This is a genomic window from Varibaculum cambriense, from assembly GCF_032557235.1.
Classification (GTDB): Bacteria; Actinomycetota; Actinomycetes; order Actinomycetales; family Actinomycetaceae; genus Varibaculum; species Varibaculum cambriense_C.
Genome location: NZ_JAWGMB010000001.1, coordinates 66,504 through 82,757, shown reverse-complemented (window position 1 = coordinate 82,757; position 16,254 = coordinate 66,504). Strand labels below are relative to the sequence as shown.

6 protein-coding genes are annotated in these 16,254 nt (G+C 52.6%); 4 read left to right on the top strand and 2 right to left on the bottom strand.

What is annotated here, in order from left to right:
- Positions 1–202: 202 nt before the first annotated feature.
- Positions 203–1,183 (bottom strand): hypothetical protein, encoded by a 981-nt coding sequence (locus E6072_RS00290; RefSeq protein ID WP_316693000.1) that lies wholly within the window; start codon positions 1,181–1,183, stop codon positions 203–205.
- 51 nt (positions 1,184–1,234) lie between these two features.
- On the opposite strand from E6072_RS00290, the gene E6072_RS00285 reads away from it, so the two are divergent.
- The 4 genes from E6072_RS00285 (at position 1,235) to E6072_RS00270 (ending at position 13,806) form a co-directional block, all read left to right on the top strand.
- Positions 1,235–2,014 carry a heme-binding beta-barrel domain-containing protein gene (locus tag E6072_RS00285; protein ID WP_316692999.1) on the top strand — a complete coding sequence of 260 codons (780 nt, stop codon included), beginning with the start codon at positions 1,235–1,237 and terminating at the stop codon, positions 2,012–2,014.
- 2 nt (positions 2,015–2,016) lie between these two features.
- Positions 2,017–3,132: a folate-binding protein gene (locus tag E6072_RS00280; protein ID WP_316692998.1), complete on the top strand. Its 1,116-nt coding sequence runs from the start codon at positions 2,017–2,019 to the stop codon at positions 3,130–3,132.
- Between the two features lie 9 nt (positions 3,133–3,141).
- Positions 3,142–3,576 carry a D-aminoacyl-tRNA deacylase gene (dtd, locus tag E6072_RS00275; RefSeq protein ID WP_316692997.1) on the top strand — a complete coding sequence of 145 codons (435 nt, stop codon included), beginning with the start codon at positions 3,142–3,144 and terminating at the stop codon, positions 3,574–3,576.
- A gap of 495 nt (positions 3,577–4,071) precedes the next feature.
- The gene (locus tag E6072_RS00270; RefSeq protein ID WP_316692996.1) at positions 4,072–13,806 is read left to right on the top strand and encodes a VaFE repeat-containing surface-anchored protein; all 9,735 of its coding nucleotides are present in this window, start codon (positions 4,072–4,074) and stop codon (positions 13,804–13,806) included.
- A gap of 889 nt (positions 13,807–14,695) precedes the next feature.
- Here the strand turns inward: E6072_RS00270 and E6072_RS00265 are convergent.
- A complete protein-coding gene (locus E6072_RS00265; RefSeq protein ID WP_316692995.1) occupies positions 14,696–16,189 on the bottom strand; it encodes an MFS transporter in 1,494 nt (497 codons plus the stop codon).
- Between the last annotated feature and the right edge of the window lie 65 nt (positions 16,190–16,254).

The following is a 16,254-nucleotide window of genomic DNA, read 5'->3' as shown; positions in this document are numbered from 1 at the left end:
TACTCTCAAGGAGTTCCCTGCCGGGTAGGCGGCCTTTAATGGGTGTTTACCAGGGCAGGGTTTTCCTGTTTTCCGCGCTTAACGTACCCTCGCCCTCGTATATGGTGCATTCGTATATCAGGGGTGCGTGCCTCGCGGGAGTTTCGCTGCTTTCTATCTTCGCCGTGTGCCTGCGCCAGGGGTAATCGCCAATTTATCCGGATTATCCGGTGATTAGGCGCGCCAAAGAGTAGATCGGAACCGCGATGAACAAGGTGGGCAGGAGAGCTAAGGTGAGTTGTCGCCAACGGTAGTTTTTGCCTGCCGGCACCATAAATAGCACGTTGATACAGGCGACTAGCAGCCCAGATAGGAATCCTAAACCCACAGTCATGATCCAGATCGCCACGGCGGGATTGCGGTAGGCAAAGGGGATCGCTAGGGCTAAATCTGAGTATTGGTAGAGCACAAAATACGTCAGTAAGCCCGAGGCTACGATCCCGGCTAAAGAGCAATATAGCCAGCGGATACTGGCATATTTGGTGGGCACCGCCAGGGTGAGGCAAGCCAGTCCCATGGCTGGTAACGCTGCCATTGCCAGAAGATTCATAGTGGGGTAGGCGATGGCCAGTCCCCAGGCCGATCCTGCTGCTACCAGCGCACATCCAGCGATAGTGCTAGCTAGTGACCAGGTAGTTAAAGGCCGATGTTTTCCCCGGGTCATTTCGGCGATAAAAGCTGCCAGTACACTCCAGGAAAGTACCAGCGGAACCCAGGTTAGATTATTAGTTAAGAATGCGGCCAGCAGGCAGCCGATTCCGGCGATTACCACCACTAAGCCGGTTCGCCCCGGGCTGGGAGCCTGGGAGAGGCTACCCCAAGTTAGGGAGACGGCGATAGTTACAACGGCGGCAGTAAGTACCGCCAAATAGGGGTTCCAATAAAGGAAAAACAGCATCGCTAGGGGAGGCAGGGCAGCAAGTAGTGCTACCCACCAGCTGCGAGCAGCTATGGGAGAAACCGGTTTCGGGGTAGGTTTTGTAACCGCATTTGCCAAGCCAGGCGCGTTTTTTTGGGTGTTTTTGCCGACAGGGGCAGGGGAGTCTGCTGGCGCAGACGGGTTCGCGCCGCTCGGGGTTGCCTGCGGTGTGGTTGCCGAATCTTCCATATTTCCGATTCTCTCCCGGTTTTGCTCTTCGCCCAATTGCGTCACTTTTATAGCTTGTGTCTTACTTACTCTACTAGGCTGTAGCTCATGATGGATTTACCTTTAGGCTTAGCGAAAGAATTAATCCCCCTGGCGTGGCTACTGGGATCTTGGCGAGGGTGGGGAACCGCGCGTTTGCCTAAAGAAACGGATGCTGAAAACGCAGAGCGTGAAGAATGCTTTATTTGGCAAGAAACTACTTTTCGCGCCACCGGAACGAGTCTGCAGCAAGCCACTCTCACCTGGTTGGCAGAACCGGTCGCCGAAAAACCGGATATGCAAGCTGACGCCGCGACCGGCCTCTCGCAGTTGCGCCGTGGTGCTTTGCTTTGGCGGGAGGATACCTCTTGGAGAGTAACTGCCGCCGCTCCGGCCGATAGTGAGCAAGAGGCGCGCTCGCGTTGTCGCCTGACTTCTGCTGGCGGCCCCTACACCGCCGAGGTTTCCTGGGAGGCGGTATCGATGGGGCCGCGGATTATGGTTTCTTCCCGGCGCGCACCTGCTCCCTTCGAGCAGCTTTCGCGAATGATGGGATTGGTTTCTTCGGAACTGTTCTGGGCGCAAGATTCGGTGCTTCCCGGTAAAGATGCCGAATCTGATTTTTCGGCGCGCCTATTGCGTCTGCCCGCCGGAGAGGAGACTTTGAGCGCCCCCGGGGTGACGTCTTTGCCCGCCGGGGAAGATCCGCGCGAAGAGCTAGATAAAGAGGACGCCGCGGAGGTAGCGGAGGCCAAAGCGGCGAACGATACCGGGCAGACCGCAAACGGGCAGGAAGCTGCTGATCCGCACGAGGATACTCCAGGTATTAACCGGGCAGAAGGAGCCTAATAGTGACTTTTGTAGACAACCAAGTGGCTTTGCGGTGCGGATACGGGATCGCGGAAACCGGGCTGCAGGTCATCACCGTGTCTGGCTCGGACGCTCCCTCCTGGCTAACCACCCTATCTTCGCAAGTGCTAACCGGTATGGCTGCGGGGGAGAGCCGGGAAATGCTGTTCCTGGATGCCAATGGCCGGGTCAAATTCGCGGCTGGAATCGTTTGGACCGGCGAGGTTGCTTGGCTGTTTACTGCGGATGCGCTGGCTTTGGCGCAGTTTTTAGAATCTATGAAATTTATGTCGCGGGTGGAGGTTGCCGTACGCGCGGAGCTTACGGTTTGGGGTTTTTTCACTCCCAGCCTAGCCGAGGAAGTGCTGGCACATTTTGGGCCGATTTGGACAGACCCATGGCCAGGAATAACTGCTGGTGGCACCGCTTATTCTCCCCGTTCTCAGGCTCATCCGGGGCAGGATTACCCGGCGCGCCTGGGGGTAGTTCCGGTGGAAAAGACTGCCGCAGTTCGCGCCCAGTTACTTTCCGAGTGGGAGCAGCTTTCTTGGCCACGAGAAACTGAGGACGGATACAGCCTGGCTGCTCCGGTTTTTGCTGCCGCGGCCGATTGGCGGGCTTTACGGATAGCGGCTTGGCGTCCCTACGGCACCGACAGTGACCCGCGCACTTTGCCCCATGAACTGGATTGGCTGCGCACCGCGGTACACCTTAATAAGGGATGCTACTGCGGGCAGGAGACAGTAGCGCGCGTCGTTAACCTAGGTCACCCTCCGCGCCGGGCGGTCTTTTTGCACCTGGACGGCACGTCCTCGTTGCTGCCACCTCCGGGAGCGGAACTCTATGCTGGGAGCCGCAAAGTCGGTACGGTGCAGGCGAGTGCCAATCATTTTGAGGACGGGCCGATTGCTTTGGGGTTAGTGAAACGGACTGCTCCCACCGGGCAACTGACTGTCTGCTGGAAAGAGGGAGAGGAAGAGCAATCTTTGGCCGCGGCGGTGACTGTGATTACCGATCCTGCCGGGGTTTCCTGGCAGGGACAGTCCCGCATTGATCGGAAAGCCTTTGCTGACGCCTCCCCGCGTTCGGGTTCCGGATCGTTAAATATCGCAGGCTAGGAGGGTCTTATGCGTACCTTAATTCAAAGGGCACTTTCCGCGGAGGTGACGGTTGAGGGTAAAACCGTCGGGAGGCTGGATCGGCCAGGCCTGGTGGCTTTCGTGGGGATAACTCCCGGTGACGGCCAAGAGCAGATTGATTGGACGGTGCGCCGCCTACTTAATCAACAGATTTTTGAGGACGGCTCTTCAGTGCTGGAGTCGGGGGCACCCCTGCTGGTGGTTTCCCAGTTCACCCTGTATGGTTCGGTGCGCAAGGGACGCCGCCCTTCCTGGACTTATGCGGCTAAGGGCGAGGTGGCACATCCTATTTTTGACAAACTAGTTGCGGATTTGCGCGCTGGTGGCGCGGAGGTTGAAACCGGAGTCTTCGGCGCGATGATGCAGGTGTCTTTAGTTAATGATGGGCCTTATACTTTGTGGCTGGCCAAGGAACCTCAGTAACGCGTCAGCTAACGCTTTTTCCTGGCGGTTACTAAGTATTGCTGCCTTCGGTTTAGGCTGGTCACTAAAGTTAGTCTCATAATTAAGGAATACCCAGTTCGGAAATCATAAAACCGCTTAATGGATTTTTAATGTTAATTCGTAATTGATACAGGCCTTTTGTCCTGTGAATCTGTGCACTTTTCAAGACAGTCCAGATGGTAAGCGCCGCTAAATTCCCTGTTGAAAGTGGGCTAACTTCCGCGAACTACCTCAGTATCCTAGGTTTACCTCTATAACTCTCTTGCGTTGTTCTATGAAAATCTTGTAAGATGGTAAGTGTATTAAAATAAATTAACTACACCTAGACAAGTTAATAGTGTTCCTGTCGGCATTGACAACAGGCCAGGTCCCTCCAGGCGGGGCGTTTGGGCGTGACATAACCCAGGCGAACGCCTCGTCAGGATCTGTTGGTGGAGATGTCGATCCCTCCTTCTAGTAGACACAGGATGAATAATGATTAACAGTCAAACTGCTAAATTGTTGCGGCGTTGGATCGTCGCTGGATTAGCTGCTGCATTAGCCCTGGCATGGACTATCACCACCTTGGTAGCCCCCTCCCAGGCCTCCGATACGGAGAATGCCCAATTAGCAAAAGATTTCAAAGCCGTAGAAGCCGGCATGAATTTCCAGGAGATAGAGGACGGAAACTGGGATATACCTAATCCGCCTTTTGCCGAGGGAACTATATTTTGGGCGGAACAGTTCGGTCAGAGGAACAATCATTGGCCAAATACTCAGCTGAGAGACGCGTATAACAATGCGATTGCCCAGAGTAATGGGTGGTCGAATGATTGGGAGGTAGAGCTCCCCAACACGCTTCGGATGCATAATGCGAATTACCTGATGGTAAAAAACCGCGGAGATGTCTATCGAGATGTTAATCAACAGGGTGTCCTGACTAAAGCACCGGAATACTACACTAGTTCATTCTGCGCACAGCCTGGTTTTGGGATTGACCCCTCCTGGTTAGATCCCAGCAAACCGGGGCATACGGAAAAAGGTTTGAAAGTATCTATTGATGCTGGCGATGCGGTAGGTTCTGTTGACAGATCATCGACAGGTCGTATGGTCTCCGACCCTAAGATTCAACGAGAGCTAAAGGCTTTAGCGTACATCTATAACGGTGGGGATCGTCGTCTGATGGATGTTGACACTAGTTACCCAGCCGGAAAAGATTTTTACGAGCAGAACAAATTACTGATCGAAGAACATAAAGCTGCCTTGGATCTGTTCAATCAGTTAGATCCGTACCAGAAAAATGGCGCCGCCCAGGCTCTAGTTTGGGCCATTGAGAAGAATTCTGCCGCAGACGGAATTTTTGTCTATCGAAAGGGAACCATCGATTGGACTGTTACCAATGTGGCGCGGGCAGTATTGCCGCATATTCGGAACATCGCCAATGCCGAAATCAAGATGTGGCAGGCGTATCAGGCACTTAAAGATCAGCAGATCGCTGATGAAAAGGCTTATAAAGAGGCATTGGCCAAATGGAAAGCCGAAACTGCGGCCAGCATGGCTAAGGATGAAGCAGCCTATCAAAATAATAAGCAGCTACTGGAATCGATCAAGCTCAGCGTTACCCGCGCCGATGACACTCACTTCCGGGTGAACCTGATTGGTAGTTCGGAGGCCATTGCTCTGTTGCAAGAGGCTAAAGGTAGCTTGCAGATCAGCGGCTCGGATAACTTAGTCCTGCCCTCCGATACTTCAATTGCGAAAGCTGCTTCGCCGGGCGGAATTTTAGTGGGCGTTAAATTTGATAACGCTGCCGCTTGTTCCGGAGCTGTCCAGAAAGCTAATATCAATGCGTCCTTCAAAGGCAGTATTGAGATCACTCGGACTTATATCTTCAAGAACCCCAAGACTACAGGGAAATACGTTCAGTTCCAGTCCCAGGTGAACCTCGGCAAATATGTAGTAGCCGTTTCCGGTTCTGCCTCCAGCTCTTTCGAATTCACCTCTACCTGCCCGGTGGCTCCGGAGCCTAGCATCGGCACCACTTTGGAAGGCAGCGATGGAGCCAAGGTAATCGATACTGCCGGCAAAGCCGATACCGACACCGTAACCCTTATAGACAAGGTAGCCTTTAAGAATCTTAAGGGCGGACAAAACTACGTCATTAAAGGTGAACTGGTAGACGGTGACGGCAACAGCGTAGGCGAAACCGCCGTCTCTGACCCCTTTGACCCCAAAGCGTCCGGGGCAAGCGACAACGGCAACGGCTACTATTCCGGAACCATCAACATCAAGTTCCAAGTACCAGTAGCTAAAATCCGCAAAAACGCGAAACTGGTAGCATTCGAGACCCTCTATCAAGGCACCAACCCTGACACCGGAACCAAAGTTACCGAACACAAAGATAAGACGGACAAAAACCAGACCGTAACCGAAAAACCGCGCATCGGAACCAGTGCCCAGGCGCAAGGCGAATCCACCGATAACGGTAAAGTAGCGGTACCTGAAGAAGGTAAAGACGTCCTCATCAAGGACACGGTCACTTGGAATAAGCTGAACCCTGGAACCTACACCCTCAGCGGACAGCTGATGAAGAAAGTAGGAAACCAGGTAACCCCGGTAGAGGGCACTAAAGCAGCTAAAAACTTCACGGTAAACCCAGGAGAGTTAAAAGGTGTCCAAGAACTAACGTTCACCCTGCCTGCTAAACAAATCGAAGCAGGTGCCTCCTATGTGGTGTACGAAAAAGTATTTAAAGGTGCTGACAACACTGCTGGAATCCTCGTGGCATCCCACGAAGATCCCAACGACAAGGGACAGACCGTCTCGGTGAACCCGAAGCAGCACAAGCTACCCACCATTGAGACCAAAGCATGGGTACGTGATGACGGGAAATCGCTAATCAGCGCGGTTGAGGCCGATGGCCAAGACTTTAAAGTCAAAGACCAGATCACTTACAAAGACCTCAAACCCGGCACTTACACTGCTTTCGCCACCTTGGTAAATAAAGACAACCGGAAAGACATTATTGCTACCGGACGTCAAGTATTTACCAACGGTTCCGAAAATGGCTCCACCCGGGTAGAACTCACCGTACCCGGTTCCAAAGTAAAAGCCGACGGTAAATACGTAGTATTCGAACGCATCTACCAAGGCGAGCAACGCACCGAGCCGAGCGGCGACCCCTACGCGAAACACGAAGAAATCACCGATGGTTCCCAAACCATCACCGTAACCCCGAAGAATCCGGTACCCGCCGAGTTCAAGATCGTTAAAAAGACCGTCGGTGGCAACACCGATGACGATCGGGTATTCGACTTCGATGTAAGCTGTGACGGTTTCAAGACCACCGCCACCGTGTTGGTGCGCAAAGGTGCCAGCCAAGGCGAGACCACTGTCTCCAACCCGGCACTAACCAGCGGCATGAGCTGTCAGGTAAGTGAAAAAGCAGTAGCCGACACCCAGAATACGGTAAAAGTGAAATTCACTGGCACCGAAACCAGCAGTGACGGTACTGTAGCGAAGTTCAACCTAACCGAGGACAACGCTAAGACCGTAGTGGTGACTGCCACCAATACTTACACGCCGAAAGAAGCAAAATTCACCGTTCGCAAGAACGTAGAAGCAGCCGGGGTAACCCACTTCAGTGTGCCGAACTCCTTCGACTTCTCCTACAAGTGTGACGGTGACTCTTCCTGGAACGCTCTACCTAGCTTGAAAGCAGGAGAAACCTCCGCGGCAATCAAAGTAAAGCCCGGCGTAACCTGCCAGATCAAGGAAAATAGTGCGACTCCGGAGAACCTGGATCGGCAGCTGCAATGGCAAGGTGCCCAAAGCGTGGCCGACGGAGTAGCAACCTTCAAGGCAGAAGCTGCCAGTCAGCTCGCCCTAGTTGCCACCAACACCTACACCGAGAAGACCGGGCAACTGGGAATCTCCAAGCAGGTTGTAGACGGAACTGCTGGCGCAGGTACCATTCCGGGCACATTTGAAATGAAATACATCTGTGCTACCGGACAGAAGGCCGAAAGCGTAACCAAGCCGCTAACCTCCATTAGCGTAAACAAAGGTGGAAGCGTAACCATCACTGGTATTCCAGTAGGTTCCCAGTGTGCAGTCTACGAAGATACCACCGGTATCAACGTACCCAACACCACTTTGAACACCACGTTTAACGGTAAAGCGCCTCAGCAAGTAACTATCGGGGGACAAGTACTGCACAACGCGGCACTATCCAACCCGATTAAAGCCGGTGAAAACCAAAAAGCCACCATCAACGTAGAAAACAAATACGTTAACCAAAAAGTTGGCGGCTTCGAGGTAGAGAAGCTAGTCGCCGGAGTAGTAGACCCCGGCACCGTCCTGAAAGACGTAGCCTTCGACTTCGGATACTCCTGCGAGATTCCCGGCAATGCTAACGCGGTTAAAGGCAGCTTCAAGCTGAAGCACGGTGAGACCTTCACCAGCGCTGACCCTGCCAACCCGCAGCTAAACGACCTGCCCGTAAACACCGTATGTAAAGTATGGGAAGAAACGCCTAAGTCTAGCGCAAACGCTGACTATGTAGGTTCTGAGCTACGGGCAAGCGCTACCAACGGTGCGGAAGTAACCGGAACCGACGGGAAACTAGAACTCACCATTAAGCTGAACAAAGCCGCAGCTAAAGCTAAGATTTTGGCGACCAACAATTACAGCCAGCAGCTCGGCGGGTTCACCCTGAAGAAAGAAGTTCAAGGCAGCGCTGACCAGGCTCTGGATATCCAGTCTTACAAGTTCAAACTGACCTATATGGACGGCTCCAACACCCACGAAGTAGAGAAAACCATTACAGCTGGTGGATCCTACTCGGCCTGGGGTTTGCCGGTCGGCAGCCAAGTTAAGGTTGAAGAGCTCGGTGCTATTGACAGCAAGGGTAACTTCATTCCGGTAGACGAACTGTCCACCGCCAAAGTGAAGCACTCGATTAGCTGGAACGGCACCCAGAATGATTCCTCTACCGCGTCCGCTAACACCTTCACCATCTCGAAGTCGATGACTGAGGCACAGTGGAAAGAAAGCGGTAAACAGGCAAACGTGGTAGTTAAAGCCACCAACACCTACAAGGCGATCGAACAAAAGGGTACCTTCTCCGTGCAGAAGACTTCGGTCAAGGTAGCCGGTGAAGGCAAGGACAAGATTAAGAACCTGCCCACCAGCTTCAACTTCACCTATGAGTGCTCGGATGGCGCCCACGGTAATATCTCCAACGTGAAGCCGGGCGGTGAGCCGGTAGTGGCGGACGCCCAGTTCCGGGCAGGTACCGTCTGTACCGTAACTGAGCAGCAAGTACTACCTAAAGGCACCAATGCCCAGACCGTAAGCTGGACAGTTGACGGTAAAGGTAAAGGCGTAGGTCCGGCCTCCGGAACCAGCGCGACTGTAACCATCGGTTCAGATGCGAAGACCCCGGTCGCCGTACAGGCCGCCAACGAATACCAGACCCCCGATGAGCCGAAGATTGCTACTGAGCTGAAAGGCGAAGGACGCAATGGAAATATCGACCTGGTTGAGGGCGCTGATCACATCTACACCATGACCGATAAGATCAGCTACTGGAACCTGGAGGTCGGCAAGACCTACAAGTTCTCCGGAGAACTGGTAGTACCTAACGCGGATAAGACCGATGCCACCCGCACCGGAATCAAAGCCGAAAAGGAAGTAACCATTACCACGCCCAGCGGAGTAGTGGAACTACCCTTCAAGCTGACCCAAGCAGAGGTAGCCAAGTACTCGACGCTAGTAGCGTTCGAAAAGCTAGACCTGCAGGTTGAAGGCGGGTTCGAACCGGTCACTAAGCACGAAGATCCCAAGGACGAAAACCAGACCAAACAGGTTAACCCCTGGATTGCGACGGTACTAACCGACGAGGGTGGGAACAAGCAGATCGATACCACTGGTAAAGCCGATAGCGATCTGGTAACCCTGGTTGACACCGTGAAATACCGGAACCTAGAAGCTGGTAAAACCTACCATTTGACCGGGAAACTGGTTGATGGTTCCGGTAACCCGATTGGTGTCAGCTCCACCTCCAAGGCATTCACTGTTCCTGGTGAGGCTGGAACCCTCCAGTCCGGTGAAGCCAAGATGACCTTCCAGGTTACCGTGGGACAGATTCGTCAGAACGCGAAACTGGTGGCCTTCGAATACCTCCATCCGGGCGAACCCAACACTCCCGGTGACCAGACAGTAATCACCAAGCATGAGGATCCGAATGATGAAAATCAGACGGTAAACGAAGGGCCACGGGCAGCAACTACCGCTCAGAGTTCTGCTGGAACCAAGGTATTTGATGCCAAGACTCCGGCTAAAGTGCTTGACCGCGTAACTTGGACGAAACTCCCTGCCGGAAACTACGTGCTGGTAGGCACCTTGATGGACAAGGGAACCAAACAGCCGGTACCGAACGTAAATGCGGAAATCGTGAAGTTCACCGTTAGCAGCGGCGAGCTAAAGGGTATCCAAGAAATGACGTTCACCGTTCCCGCAGAGCAGGTGAAAGCGAACTCCCAGTTCGTAGCCTTCGAGAAGATTTACCGCCAAGGCGATGTCGATGAAAACGGCAACGTTAAGGACGGAAAGAAACCAGTCGTTGAACACTCGGATCTCAACGACTCCGCTCAAACGGTAACCACTGGTGAAGAACCGCAAAGCCCGGTAACTCCGACACTAACTTTGCAGAAAGTTGTTAAGAGTGAAGGACTAGAGGTTCCCTCCACCAAGGAGTTTGTCTTCACCCTGAAGTGCTCTAGCCCGTTTGACGGACAATCCAAGCAGCAGACCTACAAGGTTACTGCCGGATCCAAGATCTCGCTGCCCTACGTAAAGGGAGCTAACTGCACCCTTACTGAGAATCGCGAGACTGCCAAGGTAGCGGGCATTGCCCCCTCCCAGGTAACCTTCAGCGCGGACTCCGAGAAGATCGGTCTGATCACTTCTGATAACTCGGCCTCCTTCAAGATGCCGGCAGAAGAGCTGACCGAAGTAAACGTAGTCTTTACTGCGACCAACACCTACCCGACACCGGAAAAGCCCACTGTGGCGACCTCCGCTAAAGATGCCAACGGCACCAAGGGTATGTATGGCCAAACCAAGCAGGCCAACCAGGTTTATGCTGGAACCTCCGCCACCATCGTGGACGAGGTATCCTGGGCGAACCTGCTACCTGGTGACTATGTCCTCATCGGTAAGCTGATGGACAAAGAGACCGAAAAAGCGGTAACTTCCTACACCTCCGCTCCGGTTAAGTTCACAGTCAAAGAGGGTGAAAAGAACGGTAAGCAGGACATTAAGTTCACGGTTACCGGCGACTCACTGAAAGCCAACAACTCCTACGTGGTATTCGAATATGTTTACCGCACAGGTGATGTAAACGGCACAACCCCGAACCAGGATGCCAAGCCGGTTGCAGAACACGCCGTAATCACCGACGCAGACCAGACAGTAGAGGCCATCACGCCTCCGACTCCTCCGGCTGCCAAAGTGAAGATTATGAAGAAGGTAGTGGCCTCGGGTATGGAGGTATCCAATAACCGCGCCTACTACTTCACCTTGAGTTGCCGTGATAAGGACGGCCAGCCGGCAGGCGATAAGACCTTGCTGGTACGTCCGGACAAGGCAACCGAGGTAACCAATCTGCGCAGTGGCTACGTATGCTCCATTAACGAGGATCTCAATAACGCAGTCGAGCAGCAGGTAACACCGTCAGTCTCGCTGACCAGCGGAACCAACGGGTTCAGCGTGCAGCAAGACTCAACTGCAGGATCGGCACACTTCACCGTACCGGCGGCCACCGATCAGGTGCCGGAAGTGCTGGTGAACGTGACCAACACCTACAACAAGATGGGCAAACCGGAACTGCAGACCAACGCGGTAACCGATAACGGTACCTCAACCGTGCAGGCAGGAACTGCTACCACCGTGACCGATAAAGTCACCTGGAAGAACCTACCTGAAGGTAAATACCTGCTGACCGGTAAACTAATGCACATTACCGATAACAACGCTGCTCCGGTAGCGGGAGTTACCAATGAACCAGTGGTAGTTGAAATCACCAAGGACAACTCCTTGGCAGGTAGCACCACCATGAAGTTCAATGTGCCGGCAGGAGCCATCAGTCAAGCTGGAAAGTACGTAGTGTACGAATACCTGTACAACTATGAAGATACTGACGGCAAGAGCCCGAAGCCGAACACCTCAACCGTGGTTTCCCACAATGACCCCAGTGATGATGCGCAAACCGTGACCGTTACCGAGGCACCCTCGGTAAGCACCACTGCCACCACCGATGGGGCCAATGAAAAGGAAATCCAAAAAGGTAAAGCTGCGGTAGTCACCGACACTGTTAACTGGAAGAACCTGCCTGCCGGTAACTACCAGGCGCTCAGCGAACTGGTAGACGCCAAGGGCAATCCGGTTGCCGGAGCCACCACCAAGGCGGTTCCCTTCACTGTTAACAATGGTGAAGAGGCCGGCAGTGTGACTACCAAGATCCAGCTACCGGCAACTGCTACCTCAACGGTAGGAGCAAAGTTCGTGGTCTTTGAACGGATCTACCGCGCAAGCGATGTGGATTCTAAGACCGGGCGTCCCAATGAAGACGCTCAGCCGGTAGTGTCCGAACTGGATTTGAACGCTATCAACCAGACCGTGCGCGTGGTTGAAAGTCCGAAGGGACCGCCAGCCATTACTTTCACCAAGGTAACTGAGAAAGTTCTCGACGGTGAGGTTCCGGATAAGGATCGTAAGTTCAAGTTCACCATCAGCTGTGACAAGAACTTCGGAGGAGCATTCGAATTCGATATGCCTGCCGGTGTATCCGCCGGACTGCCTGCTGACAAGCAGCTGCAGGTGGGAACGGTATGTACCTTGACTGAAATGCTGACCGATGAGGCGAACCCCGACGGGATTCTCCCCGATACGATCAGCTTCAGCTCCTCGGATCCGGCAATGACGGTTTCGAAGATTGGTACGCAAACCGCTCAGTTCACGGTGCCCGATGTAGATACCAAAGTGGTTCCCGAGATTCAGGTAACCATTACGAATACCTACAGCAAGGACTTCCCAGAACTAGGGACCATTGCTCGCGACAACGCCGATCAGGACAAAGTCCTCAACCTTAAGAAGGGTGAGAACGCTCAGGTGCAAGATGTTGCTACCTGGAAGAACCTGAAACCAGGCAAGTACACGATGATCGGTACCTTGATGGACAAGCTAACCGGTAAACCAGTCGTAGGGTCCAACACCCCGGCGGTTGACTTCGAAGTCAAGAAAGGTGAAAAGACCGGAACCATCTACGCGCTGTTCACAGTGCCGGGAGACAAGATCTCGACCAAGGCCAGCTGGGTAGTCTTTGAAAAGGTCTACAAAGCCTCCGATGTTAAAGATGGCAAGGTAGTGGGTAAAGCTACTCCGGTAGTGGATCACTCCAACCTAGAGGATGCCGACCAGACGGTTCAGGTAACGCCTCCGCCGGCATCACCGGAAGAAAAGACCCCGGAGATTGCCACGGTTGCTAAGAACGGCACTACCTTCAACGATGGAACCAAGGATGCGAATCTTGGTAAACCGGTATTGACCCCAGGTCAAGACGCGGTGATCGTAGATACAGTCAAGTGGAAGAACCTGGAGCCTGGTGAATACACCATCACCGGAAGCCTGATGGATAAAGCCACCAACGTTCCGCTAACTTACCTGGACAAGGACGGCAAACTCCAAGTGGCAGCTACAGCTGAACGCGGATCCTTCTCCGTCAAGGAAGGCGAAACTTCAGGAGAGGCGAAAGTCTACTTCAAGGTTAAAGGTGAAGCTATTCAGGCTAATAAGCAATACGTAGTATTCGAAGATCTGTACAAGACTGCGGATATTAAAGACGGAGAGCCTAGCCCTGGGGCTAAGAAGGTAGCGCAGCACCATGACATTAATGATGCTGCCCAGACCTTGAGCGTGGAGAACCCGACACCGGGCACGCCTCCGGAAACTCCGGAAACCCCCAAGACTCCGAACACTCCGGGCACAACACCTCCCGGACCGACTCCGAGAACCCCCTCTGGTGGGTTCCCGAGCGTGGTGCGCACGGTCTTAGCTAAGACCGGTTCCACCACCGGAATCATGGCAATGACCGGTGTTCTAGCAATGGTTGCGGGAGTTGGATTAGTACTGATCCGTCGCTACCAGCGCGAAGAACTAGAGGACTAGGAAAAACATACAACTAAATAGCTAGAAGGATCTCGGGGTCGGAAGCCTTGCTTCCGACCCCGAGTGCTATGTAGCCGCGCTCGCTTTCGGGTCTATAAAATCGCGCGCTAAAAGTGGGGTCTGGCTCGGTAAAAGCACTCCGGGGACCCCGTGACCTGCTTCGCAGGTCAAGCCCCTCTCGTATCTTTTACCGGCCGCGACCCTGGTGTTTTGCCAGAAAATCGTTCTCTGGTTAACGTTTCTGCCGCTTTATTTCACCCGAAAGGGAGCGCGGGGGAGGGGCTTATCTTTGTCTGGTACTTTCTAAGCCGCTCACGTACTTGAATAGATCTGGAACGGTAAAAGGATATCTGTGTGAAGCGGGCATAAGTTTTATCCGAGTAGGCGCGGTGGGCATAGAGTTCGTAAGATACCTGCGGTATCTTGCGAACTCTGGGCAGGAGGAAAAACTTATGCCCGCTTTGCGTTAGTTAGTGAGTAGCTTACTGTCCAGCCAGACCCGCGCCAAAGTATTTCACGTGGCTACAGCGGTAAAAATGGCAGAATAATGCCCTCCCTGGAGTAAAAAGCAAGCTTACTCATTTGCCGAACCAATATGCTTCGAAACTCGCTTGACATGCCCCTGCTTTTCCACTATCTACACAGCAACAGTATCTGAAGAGTTTCTGACTTTACGCAAACAAGGCTTAACCCGAACAGTCTAACCAAAACCGCCATCCAAAACACCCCTATAAGCGTAAATAAAATAGAAAAACCCCAAAAAACTTCACGAGTCGGGGTAATGTCCCGTACCCGTGCCCAGTTTCATAAAATCTCCATCATTTTTCGAGCACAATAAAATTTGCGCGGTCTTTAAAAAAAGACCGCGCAAATTTCTATTTAGATTTTCTTATTCTTCAACCCGATCGAGGGTAGGTAATTCACTCTCATCCATACCGTCTTCTGGTCGAACCGTGGCAGGATTAATTGCAGCTTGAATTCTGCGTGGAAGGTTCAGCCCAACAGAGAGAATAACTACGAGTGCACCTCCAACTGAAATAGTTGCCAAGGCTATCCCTAAGGGAACAGCGGATGAGATGGAAGCTCCCACGATTGGTCCAACTGCACCTCCTAGAGCACCAACGTTATAGCAAAAACCTAGCCCCGCAGCACGCTTTTCAATTGGGAAGTAGCTAGAGACCCACTTGGGTGCCAGTCCCGAAATGCCTTGTCCAAACATTTGCTGGAAGAATAACAGGATACCGATCAAGACTGCATATTTTCCGCCGATCATAAAGCAAGGGAATACTAGTACTTGAGATAAAAGCAGGGAGATTACGTACCAACGGCGCATTCCTAGTCTGTCGCCAAGGAATCCCGAAAGAATATAGCCACACATATTTCCGAGGTTGGCATACGAAACGATAGCCGCTACCAGTCCGGCATCCATAGACAGATCGCTCTTCAAATATGTCGGCAATAAACCAAGAATCGGCCAGGTGTAGATGAATGAACAAAAAATCGTCAACATAATTGCAACGCCCACCGCCCAACGGGTCGGATCGGACTGGTAAACAAACCACACGAAAATTCCCGCACAGATGAGGGCAAGCAAGGTAACTAATAGTCCGCCATGAACAATGCTCGTGAAAATTAAGAGTAAGAGAGTCAAAGCTAACACGGTAAGTAGATAGTTAACTACCCGATTGTTCCCCCTGTAAAGGATGGTAAGCATATTTTTTTCATGCAGGCGTTCATTATCATCGGACTGCTTAACACTTTCCCAATCCGCAGCCTCTGGAAGACGACGGCGCATATATAAAGCTACAAGAATCGGAATCATTCCGGTTAGGAATAGTGCACGCCACCCCCAGTTGGGATGCCAACTGTCCACCCAGGGCACGAGCAAACGATATATCTGTGCTGCAAAAATCGACCCAACGGCGTAGCCAGAAAGCATGAAACCCGAAGCGCGGTTGCGCATACGAACTGGCCAAAGCTCAATAATATAGGTCGCGGAAGAGGAATACTCTCCTGCCATAGCAAAGCCGATAAGTAAACGCGCGAGGAAAAGAACCGTCCAGTTTGGCGCCAGACCACACATTAAAGACCCAATTGTGAACAGAAGAATCGAAGCAATCATCGCAGGTTTACGTCCATGCTTGTCCCCCATGGCGCCCAGAACTAGTCCGCCAAACCACCGGGAGATGAATGCGGCGGAAACAAGGGCGGTTCCCTCAACAAGTGTCAGACTAAAAGTGTCGATAATCTCGGAAAGCACCAACGAGATTAGGACAAAATCATATCCGTCTAGCACCACTCCAATCCAGGCGGCGAAAAACGCCTTCCAACGTTGTGCCCCGATTTCCTTATACCAGGGTATTTTCTGTGTTTGTTCAGACATTATTTATTTCTCCTTTGAAACGTCTATTTAAAGGTTTGCTGGATAGCACAAAAGGTGAGTGTTGT

Bases quoted from the DNA above. Each gene is read 5' to 3' on its own strand.
- E6072_RS00285 (WP_316692999.1), top strand. From the start codon at position 1,235: ATGATGGATTTACCTTTAGGCTTAGCGAAAGAATTAATCCCCCTGGCG.
- E6072_RS00270 (WP_316692996.1), top strand. From the start codon at position 4,072: ATGATTAACAGTCAAACTGCTAAATTGTTGCGGCGTTGGATCGTCGCT.
- E6072_RS00265 (WP_316692995.1), bottom strand. From the start codon at position 16,189: ATGTCTGAACAAACACAGAAAATACCCTGGTATAAGGAAATCGGGGCA.
- dtd (WP_316692997.1), top strand. From the start codon at position 3,142: ATGCGTACCTTAATTCAAAGGGCACTTTCCGCGGAGGTGACGGTTGAG.